This is a genomic window from Kitasatospora sp. NPDC051853, assembly GCF_044452665.1.
Lineage (GTDB): Bacteria > Actinomycetota > Actinomycetes > Streptomycetales > Streptomycetaceae > Kitasatospora.
On record NZ_JBITBY010000001.1, the window covers coordinates 276,622 to 293,865 of the forward strand.

The following is a 17,244-nucleotide window of genomic DNA, read 5'->3' on the forward strand; positions in this document are numbered from 1 at the left end:
GGTCGCCGATGCTCCGCATGGGCTCCCTCCTCGGCGCCGCCGAGCCACGCACCCCAACGACGCGGCCTGATCCGACCCCATCAAGGAGACAGCCCCGGTCCCCGACCTGCCGGCCGTGGTGCGACCGGTGTCATTTCGGATGTGTCCGACCAGGGGAGTGGGGCTGGGGGGTGGCCGGTCGCGTACGGGGGTGCCGCGACCGGCCACCGGCTGAGGGAGCGTCAGGGGACCAGGACGACCTTGCCGAGCTGGGCCCGGGCCTCCATCAACTCGTGGGACTTGACGGCGTCCTCGAGCGGCAGGCGCTCGTGCACCACCGGCTTGACCCGGCCCGAGCGGATCATCTCCAGCAGGTCGCGCTGACCCGCGGCGATGGCCTCCGGCCGGTTGTAGAGCATGGCGTAGAGCGCGAAGCCCGCCACGGTCTTCATCCGGCTCAGCATCAGCGGGTTGACCGGCTGGATGTCGCCGCTGGCCGAGCCGTAGAAGACCAGCCGGCCGAACTGGGCGGTCAGCGCGACGCTCTTGGTGAGGATGTCGCCGCCGACGGTCTCCAGCACCACGTCCGCGCCGCGGCCGTCGGTGGCGGCCCGGACCTGGTCGTCCCAGTCGGGGTCGGTGTAGTTGATCGCCACGTCGGCGCCGAGCGCGCGGACGAAGTCCAGCTTGGCCGCGGTGCTGGCGGTGGCGATCACCTTGCCGGCGCCCATCGCCTTGGCGATCTGCACCGCGAGGTGGCCGACCCCGCCGGAGGCGGCGTCGATCAGCACCGTCTCGCCGGGCTTGAGCTGGCCGGCCTCCTTGAGCGCGTGGTAGGCGGTCTGGGCGGGGCTGGGCAGCAGGGTGGCCTCGGCGGCGTCCATGTCCTGCGGGATGGTGATCAGCCAGGCGGCGTCGGCCGTGACGTAGTCGGCGTAGGCGCTGTGGTCCACGTCCACCACCACCCGGTCGCCGACCTTGACGTTGGTGACGCCCTCGCCGAGCGCCTCGACGGTGCCGGCGACGTCGCCGCCGGGGGCGCCGGGCAGACCGGCGTGACCGCCGATCGGGATGCCCTGGCGGCGCTGGACCTCGGCGAAGGTGACGCCGATGGCCTCGGAACGGATCAGCACGTGGCCCGGCCCGGGCTGCGGCTTCTCCGCCTCCTCGACACGCAGCACCGACGGAGCTCCGTGCTCGTAGTGGCGGACGATTCGCATGTGGTTCTCCTTTGATGACGTATGCACTTGTATGTTGGCATGCATGCGTTTGCGAGTCTACATATTTCGGTGGGCCGCGCAAGACCGGCCGGGGTCAGACGGTGCCGAACCAGCGCGCGAGCGCCTCGCGCAGCCCGTCGCGGAGCTCCTCGGCCGAGGCGTCCCGGTCGGCGGCCCAGGCCACGTAGCCGTCGGGGCGCACCAGCAGGCCGGCCAGGCCGGGCTCCTGGTCGCACTCGGCCACCACGTGCCGCACCCGGCCGCCCCAGGAGACGCCCTCGGCCCACTCCTCGTGGACCCGGGCCAGCTCGGGGCGGGCCGCCAGGTCGAGCAGCAGGCCGGTGCCGCGCTTGAGGTACTCGGGCAGCGTGCTCTTGCCGTCGGCGGTGCGCAGCTCCAGGTCGCGGGCGAAGTCGCCGAGCAACCGGTGCTCCGGGCCCGGGAGTCGGTACCGCACCGTGACGCCGCTGAGCATCTCGGCCAGGTGCCGGTTGACCTGGTCCTTGCGCATCAGGTCGGTGAACAGCTCGCGCAGCTCGGTGACGTACGGGTCGGGGTTCATCAGCGCGATCTGGGCCCGGGTGTTGGCCAGCACCCGGCGGGCCGGCTCCTGCCGCTCCCGGTCGTAGCTGTCCAGCAGGCCCTCGGCGGCCCAGCCGTGCACGGTGGCGGCCAGCTTCCAGCCGAGGTTGAGCGCGTCCTGGAGGCCGAGGTTGAGGCCCTGGCCGCCGACCGGGAAGTGGGTGTGGGCGGCGTCGCCGGCCAGCAGGATCCGGCCCTCCCGGTAGCGGTCGGCCTGGCAGGCCGAGTCGGTGAACCAGGACAGCCAGCGGGCGTCGCGGGCGCCGAGGTCGTCGCCCCAGATCTCCCGCAGGCTGGCGGTGAGTTCGTCCAGGGCGAGCTCCGAGCCGGGCTCCTTGCCCTGCTCGAAGTCGAAGGTGGCGACCCGGTGGTAGGTGTCGTCCAGCGGGACGCAGAACAGCAGGCCGCGTGCGGTCCGCTCCATGCCCATCGGCGCGTTCTCCGGGTCGGCCAGCTTGACGTCGCCGAGCCGGGCGGTGACCCGGCCGCCGGTGCCGGGGAAGGCGATGCCGGCCGCCTTGCGGACCAGGCTGCGCCCGCCGTCGCAGCCGACCAGGTACTTGGCGCGCAGGGTGTACGGGCCGTCCGGGCCGGTGACGTCCAGCTCGACGCCGTCCGCGTCCTGCCGGGCGGCGGTCACCTCGTGCCCGCGCCGGATCTCGGCGCCGACCTCGACCGCGCGCTCCTCCAACAGCCGCTCGGTGCGGGCCTGTTCGGAGAGCAGTGCGTAGCCGTGCGCGCTGTCCAGGGTGGAGAAGTCCACCCAGACGTCCAGCCCGGCGAAGTGGCCGTTGTTCCAGGAGCGGGCGCCCTCCTTGAACCGCTTGAGCAGGCCGCGGCGGTCGAGCGACTCCAGCGAGCGGGCGTGCAGCCCGAAGGCCTTGGAGTGCGGCGAGGGCTCGGGCAGCCGCTCCAGTACGAGGGCCCGGACGCGGGCGATCCGCAGTTCCGCGGCGAGCAGCAGGCCGACCGGCCCGCCGCCCACCACGAGGACGTCGTAGTCCTGATCCGATGACATGACCCCTCCTTCAGTCGTCGGGAGAGCATCTAGATGCATGCTCTCAGATATATGCTTTCTGTCATGCAGTCATTTGCGAGCATACAGATGCTCGCTTGCTGTAATCAAGTCGCTTAGGATGTGACGCATGGAGACTTCGACCGAGAGCACACGGCGGACGGCCGTCCTCGACGCCGTGGGCCCGGCGTTCTCGCGCCTGCGCCGAACGGCGGCGCTGAACGTCGAGGAGGGGGTGTCCCGCAAGGACATGACCCGGACCCTGGTGCTCAACGTGGTCCAGGACGGCCCCGAGCACGACGGCCAGGAGATCACCGTCGGCGTGGTCGCCGAACGGCTCGCGGTCGACCCGTCGGTGGCCAGTCGGATGGTCTCCGACTGCATCACGGCCGGTTACCTGGTGCGGGCCGCCTCGCAGGCGGACGGTCGCCGCACCATCCTGCGGCTCACCGATGACGGCGACCGGATGCTGGATCGCTTCCGCGCCCACCAGCGCTCCGCCTTCGAGCGGATCACCCGGGACTGGCCGGACGGCGAGCGGGTCGAGTTCGCCCGGCTGTTGATCAAGTACGTCGACTCCATTAGCGAGCTGCAGAACGGCAGTTGACGGAGGAGGTCCGCGCACCGGCCCACTCCCGGGCCGGTGCGCGGACCTCGTTCAGCGGGCCAGCACCCGCCGTAGCACCCGCTCCAGGGCGCCGTCCGGATCGCCGTCCGGGGCCGCCCCGACGGCCCGCCAGGCGACGAAGCCGTCCGGGCGGACCAGCACCGCCCCCGCCGGTCCGATCCCGTACGCCGGGCCGAACCCGCCCTCCGGACCGGCCGGTTCGGCACCGATCCGGTGCGCGGTCAGGCCGATGCCGAGCCGTTCGGCCACCCCGGCCGCGGCCGCGGCCCACGCCGCGCCCCCCTCGCCCGTCAGCAGGACGAAGCCCCGCCCGAACAGGCCGAGCGTGCCGGCCGGCCCGTCCGCGCCCGCCGTTGCCAGGTACGGCGCCCGGGTGCCGGGCCGCCCGCCCAGGGCACGCGGGTCGGAGGCCACCGGCAGCGGCTCCGCCCCGTCCTCGGCGACCACCGCCGCCGAGCGGTAGGACTGACCCATCGTCACCGTGAGCGCGTCCTGCACCTGCGCCCGCTGCTCCTCGGTGGCACTGCCGGAGCGGACCGCGAGCTGCAGCGACCCCTGGGCGGCGGTGTGCTCGCCGACCGGGCGGCGCTCCGCGTCGTAGCTGTCCAGCAGTGCCGGGCCGGCCTGGCCGCGCACCACCAGGGCCAGCTTCCAGGCCAGGTCGCGCGCGTCGGCGATCCCGGTGTTGGCCCCGTAGCCGCCGGTCGGCGGGATCACGTGGGCGGCGTCCCCGGCGAGCAGCACCCGGCCGTGCCGGAAGCCCTCGGCGACCTGCTCGGCCATGTCCCAGGGGAAGCGCGAGCGGATGGTCACCTCGACCCCGGGGTCGCCGATCGCCGCGCTCACCAGCTCGCGGCAGCGCTCGTCGGTGAAGTCCGCCAGGCCCTCGCCCTCCTCCGGCGACCAGCCGACGATCAGGGTGCCCTCGGTGAGCGTGTCGTCGTGCACCAGGATGCCGGTGACCTGAGGGTTCTTCACGTGGACCACGCTGTACCGGCGTTCGCCGAGGGCGGCCGCCAGATCGGCCCGGAACGCGATGCTGACGTGCCGGGAGAGCACGCCGCGCCCGTGCCGGGGCACCTTGAGCGCCTCCCGCACGGTCGAGCGCGGCCCGTCGCAGGCCACCAGCCACTGGCTGCGGACGGTGGAGGGGCCGCCGTCGGAGCCGAGCACGGCGGTGACCCCGTCCGGGGTCTCGTCGAAGGAGAGCAGCTCGGTGCCGAACCGCAGGTCCGCCCCGAGCTCCTCGGCCCGGGCCCGCAGCAGTGGCTCCAGCCGGTCCTGGGGCAGCAGCAGGAGCCGGTGCGGGGTCAGCCCGGCCAGCTCGTCGGCCCCCTCCAACTCCTCGCGGCTGAACAGCACTTCGCCGGCCAGCGAGACCACCCCGGCCCTGGTCCGGTGCCGCTCGAAGCCGGCCGCCGCCCGCTCGGCGGCCGCCGCCACCCCGGCCTGCGCCAGCAGCTCGGCGGTCCGCGGGTAGTAGCCGACCGCGCGGGGGTGCACCGAGGTGGAGGGGTGACGCTCCACCAGGGTGGCCCGCACGCCGTGGTGGGCCAGGAACAGCGCGGTCGACAGGCCCACCAGGCTGCCGCCGACGATCAGTACGGGTGCGTCCGTCGAACTCATCGAAGTCCCTCTCGTAGCGCGGTTGGTGTTCAGGGGGTGGGGAGTCCGGCCTCCTGGAGGGCCAGGTAGTCGACCACCTCCCAGTGCTCGGCGACCTTGCCGCGCTCGATCCTGAACTGGTCGCAGGTGCGCATCTCCAGCCGGGCGTCGGACGGCCCGCCGCCGCTCCAGGCGCCGGTGAGGGTGCCCCGCCAGGTGACGAAGACCATCACCCGGTCGCCGGAGGCCACCACGTGGTCGACGTCGGTCACCAGGTCGGGGAAGGCGGCGATGTTGTCGGCGAAGAAGGCCTTGAACGCCTCCAGGCCGTCCGGCACCGCGTCGGTCCGCACGTTGTGGTGCTTGTAGTCCTGGTGGTAGTACCGCTCGGCGAGCTCCAGCCGGTGCTCGCTGAACACCTCCCGGTAGGCGTCCAGGACGAGTTGCGCGTTGGCGCGCTCGGCCGCGGTGTGCGGCCCGTGCAGGCCGGGCGAGGCCGGCTGGCCGGGCTCCGCCGGGCCGGTGCCCCGGGCGGCCAGCGCGGCCCGGTCCACCACGTTCCAGTGCTCGGCGACCCGGCCGTCCGTCAGCCGGTACAGCTCGGCGGTGTGCAGCAGGAAGCCGCCCGGGCTGCGCCAGGTGGCGAACAGCATCACCCGGTCCGGGCCGGCCACCAGGTGGTCGACGGTGGCGGCCAGACCGGGGTGACGGGTGGTCAGCTCCTTCCAGTACCGGCGGAAGTTCTCGGTGCCGCCGCCGAGCAGCGCGTCGTGGTCGGTGTAGCCGGGGTGGAAGAACTCCTCGGTCCGGTCCAGCTGGTGCTCGCCGTGCAGCACCCGGTAGAGCTCGCGGACGGTCCGCTCGTTCGCGGCCGGGGCGTCGGTGCGTCTCTCGGTGGTCATCGGTCCTCCGGTGGGTCGGGTGGTCAGGCCTTGAGCGCGTACGTGGCCCAGGTGGAGTCGGTGGTGAAGCCGAGCCGGCGGTTGAGCGCCACCACCGCCTCGTTGCCGACGTCGTTGAACACCTGGACCAGGGCCAGCCGCGGTTCGCGCGCGGCCGCGTCGAGCAGCAGCCCGGCCTTCAGCCAGGACGCCAGCCCCCGGCGCCGGTGGCCGGGCAGGACGAGCGTCTCGCCCGCGTCCGCCATCGGGCTGTCGCGGACGAACAGCGTGCTGTAGCCGACCAGTTCACCGTCCTGTTCGGTGACCGCGGCCGCCGCGTGCAGCCGGTGGCCGGCCCGCTCGGCCTCGGCCTCCCGGGCCCGGACGTCGGCCACGCCGGGGGCGGACAGCCGGGCCTGCCCGTTCACCGGCGCGTCCAGCGCGGCCCAGGCCCGGGCGTAGCCGGCCACCAGCGGGTCGGGGCAGCGGCCGGTCCAGCGGACCAGCCGGTAGCCGGGCACCGGCCGCCCGGCGGCCTCCGCCAGCGCGGCCCGGTCCGGGCCGGCCGGCCGCAGCCGGCTGCGCAGCGTGGTGGCGGTGCACTCCGCGCCCAGCACGTCCGCGAAGGCCCGGGAGGCCGCTCCGGCCGGGGCGTCCACCAGGAGCAACGACCGTCCCCGGGAACGGAGTTCGGCCCGGGCCCGGTCGGCCAGGGCCGTGCCGGCGCCCCGGCGGCGGAAGGCCGGGAACACCCAGAGCGAGCCGTGGCCCGGCCCGGCCGGATCGCCCAGGTCGAGGCCGAGCTTGACGCATCCGGCCGGTTCGCCCCGGTCGTAGGCGGCCAGCAGGACCCGGTCGGCGCCGTGCCGGCGCTGGAACAGCCGGGCCAGCAGCTGTTCGGAGACCGGTGGGTCGTCGGGCAGTTCGAGGCTCATGGTGGCCCGGAAGCCGGGCAGCAGTGCGCTGATGGTGGCCGGATCGTCTCCGTCCAGACTGCGAATCTCCATGGCCGCCACCTTGGCGGCCGGCTCTCGAGGCGCCGTCCAGGAGTGCTGGACGGCGCCCCGTGGCCCCGGGTCAACGCAGTTCGATGGCCTGCACCGGGCAGGCCTGGGCGGCCTCCTCGACCTCCGGGTCCTCGTCGCGGACCGCGCCGCCGGGCAGCAGCGCGACCACGCCGCCCTCGTCCTGGGTGAACACGGCGGGCGCGTGCAGCACGCACATCGCCGCCCCGATGCACCGACCGGTGTCCAGTTCGATGCCCACCGCGGGCTACCAGGCGACCGGCAGGGCCGCCACGCCCTGCAGGACGTACGGGGCGTTCAGCGGCACCTGGTCGCCGGGGACGGCCATCCGCAGGGTGGGGATCCGCCGGAACAGCGTGGCCAGCGCGATCTCCATCTCGGCCCGGGCCAGGTTCTGCCCGATGCACTGGTGGATGCCGTAGCCGAAGGCGACGTGCCGGCCGGCCTTCCGGGTGACGTCCAGCTCGTCCGGCCGGTCCCAGGCCCGCGGGTCCCGGTTCATCAGCATGGTGGACATCATCACGCCCTCGCCGGCCCGGATGGTGGTCCCGGCGATCTCGATGTCCTCGGCGGCCACCCGGGGCAGCACGTCACCGATCGAGGTGAACCGCATCAACTCGTCCACGGCGCCCGGCATCAGCGACTCGTCGGTGCGCAGCAGGGCGAGCTGGTCCGGGTGGTCGAGCAGGGTCATGGTGGAGAGCGCGATCATGTTGGAGGTGGTCTCGTGGCCGGAGACCAGCAGCAGCGAGCAGATCATCGCCAGCTCGTCCCGGTCGAGCGCGCCCTCGGCCAGCTGATGGGCGATCAGCTGGTCGATCAGGCCCTCGCCCGGCTCCCGCTCCTTGCGGGCGATCAGCCCGTACAGGTAGTGCAGGATCTCGGTGAAGGACTGCCGGGCCAGCTCCGCCTCGTTCTCGCCGGAGGAGGAGAGCACCTGCCGCGAGCGCTCGTCGAAGAACGAGCGGTCCTCGTAGGGCACCCCGAGCAGGGCGCAGATCACCGCCGAGGGCAGCGGCAGCGCGTAGGCGGTCAGCAGTTCGGCCTCGTCGCCCTTCTCCAGCATGGTGTCGACCAGCTCGTCGGCGATCCGCTGGATCTCGGGCCGCAGCTCGGCGACCCGGCGGATGCCGAAGCCGGGGATCACCATCCGGCGCTGGCGGCCGTGGTCCGGGTCGTCCACGCCGACCAGCGGCGGCGCGGCGTGCTGCTGGGTCTGCGCGGCGATCCGGGGGGCCAGGAACGGGAAGGCCGGGTCCAGCACGTACGAGGAGAGCCGGTGGTCCGGGAACAGCGCCCGGCCCTCGGCGTTCCCGGACACCAGCCAGACCTGGCGGCCGTCGTACAGCGTCACCCGGGACAGCGGGGCGCCCTCGCGCAGCTGCTCGTAGCCGACGGGCATCCGGTACGGGCACGTGCGCTCCATCGGGTAGGCGGGGGCCTCGGCCGCGGTGGGCTGAGCGGGGGTCTCCGACACGGTCTTCCTCCTGGGTGAACGGTCCGCCGGGTGTGCTCGGCGAACGCCATTGAGCCCCGCGGCCCTCAAGGAACCCTGGAAGGACCCTCGAGGACCGCGGGGCCCGCCCCGGCGGCCGACGGTCCGTCAGGCGCCGCCGGTGACCCGCAGGGTCTCGCCGTTGACGTTGCCGTTGGCGGCCGAGCCGAGGAACACCACGGCCCGGGCCACGTCCTCCGGCACCGACATCCGGCCCGAGGGCAGGGTGCGGCCCTTCTCCTCCGGGAAGCCGGCCGGGACGTGCGCGCGGACCGTCTCGGTCAGGGTCTGCCCGGGGACCACCATGTTCACCAGGATCCCCTCCGGGCCCAACTCCCAGGCCAGACTGCGCATCAGGCCGTACAGCCCGGACTTGCCGGCCCCGTAGGCGCCCGCCCCGGGCTTGCCGGTGTCGGCCAGCCCGGCGCCGATCAGCACCACCCGGCCCCACTCCCGGCCGCGCATCGCGGGCAGTGCCGCCTGCAGGGTGTGGAAGGTGGCGTCCAGCGAGTTGTGCAGCACCTCCTGCCACTGCTTGGCCGGCACGTCCTCGAACCGGGGCACCGGCAGGCCGGGCCGGGGGATGGCCTCGCTCCACACCACCGCACTGGCCACCAGGACGTCGATGCCGCCCCACTCCTCGGCGACCCGGCCGACCGCCTGCCGGATCGAGTGCTCGTCCGTCAGGTCGTAGCGGACCACCAGCGCGGTGCCGCCCGCCTCGGCCACCCGGGCCGCCGTCAGCTCGGCCCCCTCCCGGTTGCTGTGGTAGGTGACCGCCACCCGGGCGCCCTCCGCGCCGTACGCCACCGCCGTCGCCCGGCCGATGCCCGAGGAGGCGCCGGTGACCAGGACGACCTTGTCCCGCAGAGCTGTGATCACGGTGCTGCCTCCGTCATGAGCCGGGCCGGACGCTCTGTCCGTGCCGGAAGAAGTCCTCGGGGTCGTAGGCCCGCTTCACCGCGCGCAGCCGGGCCGCGTTCGCTCCGAAGTGGGCCCGCTCCCGGTCCGGGGCCACCCGGGAGCTGGGGAAGTTGACGTACGAGCCGCAGGAGAGCGGGGCCAGCGCGGCCTCCGCCCGGTCCGCCCAGGCGGTGAGCTCGGCGGCGGTGCCCGGCTCCGGCGCGCGGCTGGCGATCTGATAGCCGGTCAGGAACCGCGCGGTGCGGTGCGGGTAGGCCGTCTCGCCCACCGGGACCCGGTTGGCCGCGCCGCCGAGCGCGATGCACAGCAGGTAGCGCTCCCGGTCGATCGACGGGTCCCAGGCGGCCAGCAGCGCGGCCGCCTCGGCCCGGGTGGCGGCCCGGTCGGTGAGCCGGTAGCTCTGCCGGGTGTACGGGTGCCGGTGGCCCTCGGCCTCGGGGTTGTGGCCGGTGCGGTGGCACTGCTGCACCGTCTTGGAGTCGCACAGCGCCTCGTGCATCACCCGGGAGTACCCGGCCCGCTCGCCGACCGTGCGGACCATCGGCTTGCGCCCGGCCCGCTCGGCCAACTCGTCGAGCAGCAGCTCCAGTTCCGCGGTCGGGCCGAGGTGCACCCCCCAGATCTTCAGCACCGGCTCGCCGGCCGGGCCGAACATCCCGGGCAGCACCACCAGCGAGCAGCCCAGCCCGTCCGGGGCGGCCGTGCACCACTCCTGCCAGGCAGCCAGCAGCCCGGCCGCGTCCCCGTACTCCCAGAGCGTCTCGAACCCGGTCAGCTCCGGCGCGTCCACCGGCCGCACCTCGAACTCGGTGACCACGCCGAAGGTGCCGCCCCCGCCGCCGCGCAGCGCCCAGAACAGGTCCGGCTCCTCGTCCGCCGAGCAGCGGACGATCCGGCCGTCGGCCAGCACCACGGTGGCGGCCGCCATCCGGTCGCTGCCGACGCCGAACGCGCGGGTCTGCCAGCCGAGGCCGCCGCCGGTCAGGAAGCCCGCGGCGCCGACGGTCGGGAAGGTGCCGGTGACGATCTGCCGGCCGAGCCGGCCCACCGCGTCCAGCGCGTCCAGGGACTGGGTGCCGGCCCCCAGCCGGACGGTGCCCGGGCCGGCCGAGACCCGGTTCATCCGGGAGACGTCCACCACCAGCCCCGGGCCGGTCGACCAGCCGTTGAAGCTGTGCCCGCCGCTGCGCAGGTGGACCGCGAGCCCGTGGTCCCGGGCGTGCCGGAGGCAGTGCCGGACGTCCTCGGCGCCCTCGCAGTACGCGATCCCGTACGGGGTGACGGTGTCGTACTCGGTGTTCTGCAGTTGGCGGGCGTACGGGTAGCCCGGGTCGGACGGCAGGACGAGCTCGCCCTGGAGCCGGTCGCGCAGCATGGTCCCTCCAGTGGAGCCGGGTCGGCACCCGGTCGGGTACCGGCCCGGCGGCGCGGTGAGCGGGTGGCTACTTGTCGATGCCGAACTTGCGGGCGGTCACCTTCGCGCCGTCGTGGCCGCGCAGCTGCTGGCCCCGCGGGTCGTAGAAGTTGGCGCCGCCGGTGCCCTCCCAGCGGTCGTCCGCGGTCAGCCTCCCCTCGACGTGCACGTGCGCCTCGCCGACGTGCACGCCCTCGTCGTTGACGGCCAGGATGTGGAAGTTGTAGCTGAAGGTGCCGTCGCCGGTGCTCTCCCAGTTGCCCAGCCCGATGCTCTTGGTGTTCACCTGGGTCGAGGTCACCCGGCCGTCCGCGGTGAACGCGACCAGTCCGGGCACGGACTTGCCGCCGTCGTCCAACTCGGTGGTCCAGGTCCCCACCAGGCGTGCGTCGGTCATGAGGGCTCTCCTTCTGGTGCTGGGGTCGTCGGGTGCGTGGTCCGGTGCCGGACAGGCTGCTGCACGGTTCTGGAGCCGGGCTCGAACGGGCCTGGAGCGCCGAGCGGCGGCCCGGCCGGGTACTGGTCGGTCGGCGGCCAGGGCGGCGGCAGCGGCGTGAAGTACCAGACGCTGCCCAACGCGGCCAGGGCCCGTACGGCCCAGCGCAGGACGTCCCCGGGCGTCACGTGGTGGGGCATGGGCGGCTCCTCTGCCGATGGGCCCTGTTGACCCGGCTCACGCTCGCCCGGAACCCTCGACCGGCGGTCGAGGCCTGCTCGAACCACCGCTCCGGCACGCACGGAACGCCTGAGCCCCCGTCACGGAGTGTCCGTGACGGGGGCCCGGTGGTGCGGTGGTGCGGGGTGGTGCCGGGTCAGCCGGCCTCGGCGGCGCGCTGGCCGCGCTTGTCGAGGGAGGCCAGGTAGGCGTTGTAGGCGGCCAGCTCGGCGTCGCCGTCCCGGTCCGCCTTGCGGTCGCGGCGGCGGGCCTGGCGCTCCTCCGACTTGGCCCACTGGAGGGTGAGCGCGATCAGCACGATCGCGGTCGGGATCTCGCCGAACGCCCAGGTGATGCCGCCGGCGATCTTCTGGTCGTCGAGCAGGTCGGTGCCGGCCGGGGCCATGGTGCCGTCGAAGGTCTTCACCAGCGGGTGCGTGGCCATCATCACCGCCACGCCGAAGAAGGCGTGGAACGGCATCCCCATGAACAGCTCGATGATCCGCATCACGTGGCCCGGCCGGTTCGGGCCCGGGTCCACGCCCATGATCGGCCAGAAGAACAGCATGCCGACCGCGAGGAAGTGCACCATCATCCCGATGTGCCCGATCCGGTACTGCATCAGGAAGTCGAACAGCGGGGTGAAGTAGAGCGCGTACAGGCTGGCCACGAAGAGCGGGATGGTGGCCGCCGGGTGCGAGACGATCCGCACGTACCGGCTGTGCAGCAGCGCGACCAGCAGCTCGCGCGGGCCGCGGCCGCTGCCCTTGGGCGCGGGGCGCAGCGAGCGCAGCGCCAGGGTGATCGGGGCGCCGAGCAGCAGCAGGATCGGCGAGAGCATGGACAGCACCATGTGCTGGATCATGTGGGCGCTGAACAGGGCCATGCCGTAGTCGTTCAGCCCGGTGTTGGTCACCAGCAGCACGGTGCCGACGCCCAGCACCCAGGCCAGCGTCCGGCCCACCGGCCAGCGGTCGCCGCGGCGGGCCAGCCGGACCACGCCCGCCCCGTACAGACCGAGCGCCAGCAGGCAGCCGATCAGGAACGGCCAGTCGGTGGACCAGGCCAGCGCGGAGCCGGGGGTGAACGGGCCGAGCTGCTCCATCCCCCCGTGGTGCATCCCGGAGTGGTCCATCCCGCTCATACCGTCGCCCATCGGCGGGTCCTGCTTTCCCTCGTCACTGCCGGACGGCCCGTCAGGTCCGGTTCGTCCGATTTTGCTTCGAGGGCCAGCCTAGGCGCCGCTTATCCTCCGGCCGCACCCGGGGGCGTCACGGCTTGTCGAGGCGGTCGCCCGGGACGGCCAGGTCGTCGACGGCGTCGGCGGTGACCACCGCGCCGGTGGAGCGGCGGCCCTGGCGCAGGCGGCGCTCCAGCCAGGAGGCGAAGGAGGTGAGGGCGAAGTTGAGGATCACGAAGAGGACGGCGACCACGGTGAAGCTGGCGATGGTGTTGGCGCCGTAGTTGGCGCTCATCGGGCGGACCGAGGCGAGCAGTTCGGAGAAGCCGAGCAGGGCGCCGCCGAGTGCGGTGTCCTTCACGATCACCACCAGCTGGCTGACGATGGCGGGCAGCATCGCCGTCACCGACTGCGGCAGCAGCACGGACCGCATGACCTGGCCCTTGCGCAGGCCGATCGCCATCGCGGCCTCGCCCTGGCCCTTGGGCAGGGCGAGGATGCCGGCCCGGACGATCTCGGCCAGGACCGAGGCGTTGTAGAGGACCAGGCCGGTGACCACCGCGTAGAGCGGGCGGCTGTCCGGGCCGACGTCGGTGAACTCGGAGTAGGCGGCGTTGGCGAAGAGCATCAGGATCAGCACCGGGACGGCGCGGAAGAACTCCACCACCACCCCGGCGGGCAGCCGCACCCAGCGGTGGTCGGAGAGCCGGGCGATGCCGAACAGCGCGCCGAGCGGCAGGGCGATGGCCATCGCCAGGGCGGCGGCGATCAGGGTGTTCTCCAGCCCGGGCAGCAGGTAGGTCTCCCAGGCCCGGCCGTCGGCGAAGAACGGCCGCCACTTCTCCCACTCCAGCTGGTTCTTGGCGGCCAGGGAGCTGACGACCCACCAGACCAGCGCGCCGAGGGCGAGCAGGAAGGCCAGGGCCAGCAGCCGGTTGTGCCGCCGGGCCCGGGGGCCCGGCACGTCGTAGAGGGTGGAGGAGGACTTCACCGCTTCACCGAGACCTTCCGGCCCACCCAGCCGAGGACGAGCCCGGCGGGGAGGGTGAGACAGACGAAGCCGAAGGCGAAGACGGCGGAGATCAGGATCAGCTGGGCCTCGTTCTCGATCATCTCCCGCATCAGCGCGGCCGCCTCGGCGACCCCGATCGCGGCGGCCACCGTGGTGTTCTTGGTGAGCGCGATCAGCACGTTGGCCAGCGGGCCGACCACCGAGCGGAAGGCCTGCGGCAGCACCACCAGCCGCAGCACCTGGGGGAAGGTCAGACCGAGCGCGCGGGCCGCCTCGACCTGGCCGGTGGGCACCGTGTTGATCCCGGCCCGGACGGCCTCGCAGACGAAGGCCGAGGTGTAGGCGGTCAGGCCGAGCACCGCCAGCCGGAAGTTGACGGAGGTGAAGTCCTCCGCGCCGAGCGAGATGCCCAGGGTCTGGAACAGGCCCAGCGAGGTGAAGACGATGATCACGGTGAGCGGGATGTTGCGGACCACGTTCACGTACGCGGTGCCGAAGCCGCGCATCAGGGGCAGCGGGCTGACCCGCAGTGCGGCCAGCACCGTGCCCCAGACCAGGGAGCCGACGGCGGCGTAGAGGGTGAGCTGCACGGTCACCCAGAACGCGCCGAGCAGGTCGTAGCCGTCGAGGAAGTCGAACACCGGACTCGCCTCAGCGGACGACCACGCCGATCTGCGGCGCGGGCTCGTTCTTGTAGTTCGCCGGGCCGAAGTTCTTCTGCACGGCCTTGTCCCAGGAGCCGTCGGAGACCATCTTCTGCAGGGCGGTGTCGATCTGGGCCTTGAGCGCGCTGCCCTTCTGGACGCCGATGCCGTAGTTCTCGTTGCTCATCTTGAAGCCGCCGAGCTTGAACTTGCCCTTGAACTGGGCCTGCGAGGCGTAGCCGGCCAGGATCGAGTCGTCGGTGGTCAGCGCGTCGACCACCTTGTTCTCCAGCCCGGTCAGGCACTCGGAGTACCCGCCGTACTCCTGGAGCTGGGCCTGCGGGGCCAGCTTGGTCTTGACGTTCTGCGCCGAGGTGGAGCCGGTGACCGAGCAGAGCTTCTTGCTGTTCAGGTCGGAGGGCTGGGTGATGGAGGTGTCGTCGGCGCGGACCAGCACGTCCTGGTGGGCCAGCAGGTACGGGCCGGCGAAGTCCACCTTCTCGGAGCGGGCGGCGGTGATCGAGTAGGAGGCGGCGATGAAGTCCACGTCGCCGCGCTGGAGCAGGGTCTCGCGGTCGGCGCTCTTGGCCTCCTTCCAGACGATGTCCTTCGGATCGTGCCCCAGCTGTTGAGCCACGTAGGTGGCCACGTCCACGTCGAACCCGGTGTACGTGCCGTCCGGGGTCTTCAGGCCGATGCCGGGCTGGTCGAACTTGATGCCGACGGTGATCTTGTGGTCGCCGCCGCCGGCGGCGTCGTCCTTGTCGTCCCCGCAGGCGGCCAGCCCGAGGGGGAGGAGGAGCGCGGCCGCCGCCGCGAGGGCTGTCTTCCGGTGCGTCATGGTGATCGTCCCTGCCGGTCGGAGGAGTCCGTCAGTGGTGAAGGATCTTGGAGAGGAAGTCCTTGGCCCGCTCGCTCTGCGGGTCGGTGAAGAACCGTTCGGGCTCGGCGCGTTCGACGATGGAGCCGTCCGCCATGAAGACCACGCGGTTGGCGGCGGTCCGGGCGAAGCCCATCTCGTGGGTGACCACGACCATCGTCATGCCGTCCCGGGCGAGCTGGCGCATCACCTCCAGCACCTCGTTGATCATCTCCGGGTCGAGGGCGGAGGTCGGCTCGTCGAAGAGCATCACCTTGGGGTCCATCGCCAGCGCCCGGGCGATGGCCACCCGCTGCTGCTGGCCGCCGGAGAGCTGGGCCGGGTACTTGTCCGCCTGGGCCGCCACGCCCACCCGCTCCAGCAGCTCCCGGGCCCGGGTCTCGGCGGCGCGCCGGTCCTTCTTGCGCACCTTGACCTGACCGAGCGTCACGTTGCCGAGCACGGTCTTGTGGGCGAAGAGGTTGAAGGACTGGAAGACCATCCCGACGTCGGCCCGCAGGGCGGCCAGCGCCCGGCCCTCGGCCGGCAGCGGCTTCCCGTCGATGGTGATGGTGCCGGAGTCGATGGTCTCCAGGCGGTTGATCGTGCGGCAGAGCGTGGACTTCCCGCCGCCGGAGGGCCCGATCACGACCACGACCTCGCCCCGGGCGATCGTCAGGTCGATGTCCCGCAGGACGTGGAGCTCGCCGAAGTGCTTGTCGACGCCGCTCAGCACGACCAGGTCGTCCGTGGCCGGAATGGGCTGCTGCTCGTTCGTCATGGCCACCGCGCTCCTCGGCTTTCATGGTCCGTCCGCGCGAAGGCGCCCGCACCCGGGAAGGGGTGCGGGCGCCGGTGGGACGGGCGGCCTCAGCCGAGCAGGACGGGGCGGCTCAGCCGGTCGGTGGTGATGAAGGAGGGCTGGGCGGGGGCCGACTCCGCGCCCGGGGCCGCGCGCAGCCCGGGGAAGCGGGCGAACAGCGCGGGCAGGGCGACCTTCGCCTCCAGCCGGGCCAGCGGGGCGCCCAGGCAGTAGTGGATGCCGTGGCCGAAGGCCAGGTGCTGCTTGTCGGCCCGGTCGATGTCGAACTCGCCCGGGCGCTCGTGCACCCCGGGGTCGCGGCCGTGCGCGCCGAAGGCCAGGATCAGCAGGTCCCCGGCCCGGACGGTCTCGCCCTCCAGGTCGATGTCGGCGGTGGCGTAGCGCAGCGGCAGGTGCATCACGGGGGAGTGCAGCCGCAGGGTCTCCTCGATCACGTCGTCCCAGCGGGTCGGGTCCGCCAGCACGGCGGCCAGCTGCGCCGGGTGCGCGAGCAGGGCCTGCGCCGCGTGCCCGATCAGCGAGACGGTCGTCTCCGAGCCGGCGCCGATCAGCAGGACCAGGGTGGAGACCAGCTCCTGCTCGCTCAGCCGGTCGCCGTCCTCGCCGTGCACGGCCAGCAGGACGCTGGTCAGGTCGTCGCCGGGGCGCTCCCGCTTGGCGGTGATCAGCCGGTCCATCGCGGCGAACAGGTCCCGGCCGATCCGCTCGGCCTCCTCCGGGGTGACGGTGGTGTCCAGCACCGAGTCGATCACCCGGAGCATCGCGGGGCGCTGCTCCTCGGGCACGCCGAACAGGTCGCAGATCACCCTGGTCGGCAGCGGGTAGGCGAACAGGGCCCGCAGGTCCGCCTCCTGATCGGCCGGCAACTCGGCCATGGTGTCCAGGAGTTCGGTGGTGATCTTCTCCACGGCGGGGCGCAGGGCGTTGATCCGGCGCGGGGTGAAGGCCTGGCCGACCAGTGAGCGCAGGCGGTGGTGGTCGGGGCCGTCGCTGGTGAACATCGAGACCAGGTCCACCCAGACCGTCAACCACGGGACGGCGCCCGGCCGGTAGCCGGGCCAGCTCTTGCGGGCGTCCTTGGAGACGTCCGGGTGCACCAGCAGCCGGCGCACCAGCTCGCCCCGGCTGACCGACCAGGCGGTCAGCCCGCCGGGGAGCGCGACCCGGACGGCGGGACCGGCCGCCCTCAACTCCTCGGCCTGCTCGAAGAGCCGGGCTCCGGTGGTGTCCAGCACGGTCGGTCTCACGTGGTCCCCCCAGGTCAAGTCCGTTGCAGGGGAAGGTGATCGACCCCCTGGAGGGA

The 17,244-nt window shown here is 73.2% G+C and carries 18 protein-coding genes; 1 reads left to right on the top strand and 17 read right to left on the bottom strand.

The genetic code is table 11. The features are described 5' to 3' along the window. Positions 1 to 221: 221 nt before the first annotated feature. Together ACIA8O_RS01300 and ACIA8O_RS01305 are read right to left on the bottom strand one after the other, a co-directional pair. The gene (locus ACIA8O_RS01300; protein WP_396291416.1) at positions 222 to 1,199 is read right to left on the bottom strand and encodes a zinc-binding alcohol dehydrogenase family protein; all 978 of its coding nucleotides are present in this window, start codon (positions 1,197 to 1,199) and stop codon (positions 222 to 224) included. A 94-nt stretch (positions 1,200 to 1,293) separates the two neighbouring features. Then, positions 1,294 to 2,799 carry an FAD-dependent monooxygenase gene (locus ACIA8O_RS01305; RefSeq protein WP_396291417.1) on the bottom strand — a complete coding sequence of 502 codons (1,506 nt, stop codon included), beginning with the start codon at positions 2,797 to 2,799 and terminating at the stop codon, positions 1,294 to 1,296. Positions 2,800 to 2,926: 127 nt separating this feature from the next. On the opposite strand from ACIA8O_RS01305, the gene ACIA8O_RS01310 reads away from it, so the two are divergent. Beyond that, a complete protein-coding gene (locus ACIA8O_RS01310) occupies positions 2,927 to 3,403 on the top strand; it encodes a MarR family winged helix-turn-helix transcriptional regulator (protein ID WP_396291418.1) in 477 nt (158 codons plus the stop codon). 51 nt (positions 3,404 to 3,454) lie between these two features. Here ACIA8O_RS01310 and ACIA8O_RS01315 read toward each other — a convergent pair whose 3' ends face one another. From ACIA8O_RS01315 to ACIA8O_RS01385, 15 genes are all read right to left on the bottom strand, one after another. Beyond that, complete coding sequence (locus ACIA8O_RS01315; protein ID WP_396291419.1) at positions 3,455 to 5,050, bottom strand: FAD-dependent oxidoreductase; 1,596 nt, start codon at positions 5,048 to 5,050, stop codon at positions 3,455 to 3,457. A gap of 29 nt (positions 5,051 to 5,079) precedes the next feature. Beyond that, the gene (locus tag ACIA8O_RS01320) at positions 5,080 to 5,931 is read right to left on the bottom strand and encodes an ester cyclase (RefSeq protein WP_396291420.1); all 852 of its coding nucleotides are present in this window, start codon (positions 5,929 to 5,931) and stop codon (positions 5,080 to 5,082) included. 23 nt (positions 5,932 to 5,954) lie between these two features. Continuing rightward, positions 5,955 to 6,917 carry a GNAT family N-acetyltransferase gene (locus tag ACIA8O_RS01325; RefSeq protein ID WP_396291421.1) on the bottom strand — a complete coding sequence of 321 codons (963 nt, stop codon included), beginning with the start codon at positions 6,915 to 6,917 and terminating at the stop codon, positions 5,955 to 5,957. 70 nt (positions 6,918 to 6,987) lie between these two features. Then, entirely contained in the window at positions 6,988 to 7,176 is a 189-nt protein-coding gene (locus tag ACIA8O_RS01330) for a ferredoxin (RefSeq protein WP_396291422.1), read from the bottom strand. A gap of 6 nt (positions 7,177 to 7,182) precedes the next feature. Next, entirely contained in the window at positions 7,183 to 8,361 is a 1,179-nt protein-coding gene (locus ACIA8O_RS01335) for a cytochrome P450 (protein ID WP_396292100.1), read from the bottom strand. Between the two features lie 177 nt (positions 8,362 to 8,538). Next, positions 8,539 to 9,312, bottom strand: coding sequence for an SDR family NAD(P)-dependent oxidoreductase (locus ACIA8O_RS01340; RefSeq protein WP_396291423.1), 774 nt, complete (start codon positions 9,310 to 9,312; stop codon positions 8,539 to 8,541). Positions 9,313 to 9,325: 13 nt separating this feature from the next. After that, complete coding sequence (locus tag ACIA8O_RS01345; RefSeq protein WP_396291424.1) at positions 9,326 to 10,729, bottom strand: FAD-binding oxidoreductase; 1,404 nt, start codon at positions 10,727 to 10,729, stop codon at positions 9,326 to 9,328. A 67-nt stretch (positions 10,730 to 10,796) separates the two neighbouring features. Beyond that, complete coding sequence (locus tag ACIA8O_RS01350; RefSeq protein WP_396291425.1) at positions 10,797 to 11,165, bottom strand: hypothetical protein; 369 nt, start codon at positions 11,163 to 11,165, stop codon at positions 10,797 to 10,799. Then, on the bottom strand, positions 11,162 to 11,404 hold the full coding sequence (locus ACIA8O_RS01355) for a hypothetical protein (protein ID WP_396291426.1): 243 nt from the start codon (positions 11,402 to 11,404) through the stop codon (positions 11,162 to 11,164). Before ACIA8O_RS01355 ends, ACIA8O_RS01350 begins: the two co-directional genes overlap by 4 nt. 176 nt (positions 11,405 to 11,580) lie before the next feature. Further along, on the bottom strand, positions 11,581 to 12,558 hold the full coding sequence (locus ACIA8O_RS01360; protein ID WP_396292101.1) for a cytochrome c oxidase assembly protein: 978 nt from the start codon (positions 12,556 to 12,558) through the stop codon (positions 11,581 to 11,583). A 136-nt stretch (positions 12,559 to 12,694) separates the two neighbouring features. Beyond that, positions 12,695 to 13,594: an amino acid ABC transporter permease gene (locus tag ACIA8O_RS01365; protein WP_396291427.1), complete on the bottom strand. Its 900-nt coding sequence runs from the start codon at positions 13,592 to 13,594 to the stop codon at positions 12,695 to 12,697. Next, positions 13,591 to 14,256: an amino acid ABC transporter permease gene (locus tag ACIA8O_RS01370; RefSeq protein WP_396291428.1), complete on the bottom strand. Its 666-nt coding sequence runs from the start codon at positions 14,254 to 14,256 to the stop codon at positions 13,591 to 13,593. The genes ACIA8O_RS01365 and ACIA8O_RS01370 overlap by 4 nt, the downstream gene beginning before the upstream one ends. Before the next feature lie 10 nt (positions 14,257 to 14,266). After that, entirely contained in the window at positions 14,267 to 15,100 is an 834-nt protein-coding gene (locus ACIA8O_RS01375) for a glutamate ABC transporter substrate-binding protein (protein WP_396291429.1), read from the bottom strand. A gap of 31 nt (positions 15,101 to 15,131) precedes the next feature. Beyond that, on the bottom strand, positions 15,132 to 15,899 hold the full coding sequence (locus tag ACIA8O_RS01380) for an amino acid ABC transporter ATP-binding protein (RefSeq protein WP_396291430.1): 768 nt from the start codon (positions 15,897 to 15,899) through the stop codon (positions 15,132 to 15,134). 89 nt (positions 15,900 to 15,988) lie between these two features. Further along, positions 15,989 to 17,188 carry a cytochrome P450 gene (locus ACIA8O_RS01385; RefSeq protein ID WP_396291431.1) on the bottom strand — a complete coding sequence of 400 codons (1,200 nt, stop codon included), beginning with the start codon at positions 17,186 to 17,188 and terminating at the stop codon, positions 15,989 to 15,991. Positions 17,189 to 17,244 lie beyond the last annotated feature (56 nt).

Coding starts and splice junctions, on each gene's coding strand:
- ACIA8O_RS01300 (WP_396291416.1), bottom strand. CDS start 1,199: ATGCGAATCGTCCGCCACTACGAGCACGGAGCTCCGTCGGTGCTGCGT.
- ACIA8O_RS01355 (WP_396291426.1), bottom strand. CDS start 11,404: ATGCCCCACCACGTGACGCCCGGGGACGTCCTGCGCTGGGCCGTACGG.
- ACIA8O_RS01315 (WP_396291419.1), bottom strand. CDS start 5,050: ATGAGTTCGACGGACGCACCCGTACTGATCGTCGGCGGCAGCCTGGTG.
- ACIA8O_RS01350 (WP_396291425.1), bottom strand. CDS start 11,165: ATGACCGACGCACGCCTGGTGGGGACCTGGACCACCGAGTTGGACGAC.
- ACIA8O_RS01360 (WP_396292101.1), bottom strand. CDS start 12,558: ATGGACCACTCCGGGATGCACCACGGGGGGATGGAGCAGCTCGGCCCG.
- ACIA8O_RS01310 (WP_396291418.1), top strand. CDS start 2,927: ATGGAGACTTCGACCGAGAGCACACGGCGGACGGCCGTCCTCGACGCC.
- ACIA8O_RS01380 (WP_396291430.1), bottom strand. CDS start 15,899: ATGACGAACGAGCAGCAGCCCATTCCGGCCACGGACGACCTGGTCGTG.
- ACIA8O_RS01305 (WP_396291417.1), bottom strand. CDS start 2,799: ATGTCATCGGATCAGGACTACGACGTCCTCGTGGTGGGCGGCGGGCCG.
- ACIA8O_RS01320 (WP_396291420.1), bottom strand. CDS start 5,931: ATGACCACCGAGAGACGCACCGACGCCCCGGCCGCGAACGAGCGGACC.
- ACIA8O_RS01375 (WP_396291429.1), bottom strand. CDS start 15,100: ATGACGCACCGGAAGACAGCCCTCGCGGCGGCGGCCGCGCTCCTCCTC.
- ACIA8O_RS01335 (WP_396292100.1), bottom strand. CDS start 8,361: ATGGAGCGCACGTGCCCGTACCGGATGCCCGTCGGCTACGAGCAGCTG.
- ACIA8O_RS01345 (WP_396291424.1), bottom strand. CDS start 10,729: ATGCTGCGCGACCGGCTCCAGGGCGAGCTCGTCCTGCCGTCCGACCCG.
- ACIA8O_RS01325 (WP_396291421.1), bottom strand. CDS start 6,917: ATGGAGATTCGCAGTCTGGACGGAGACGATCCGGCCACCATCAGCGCA.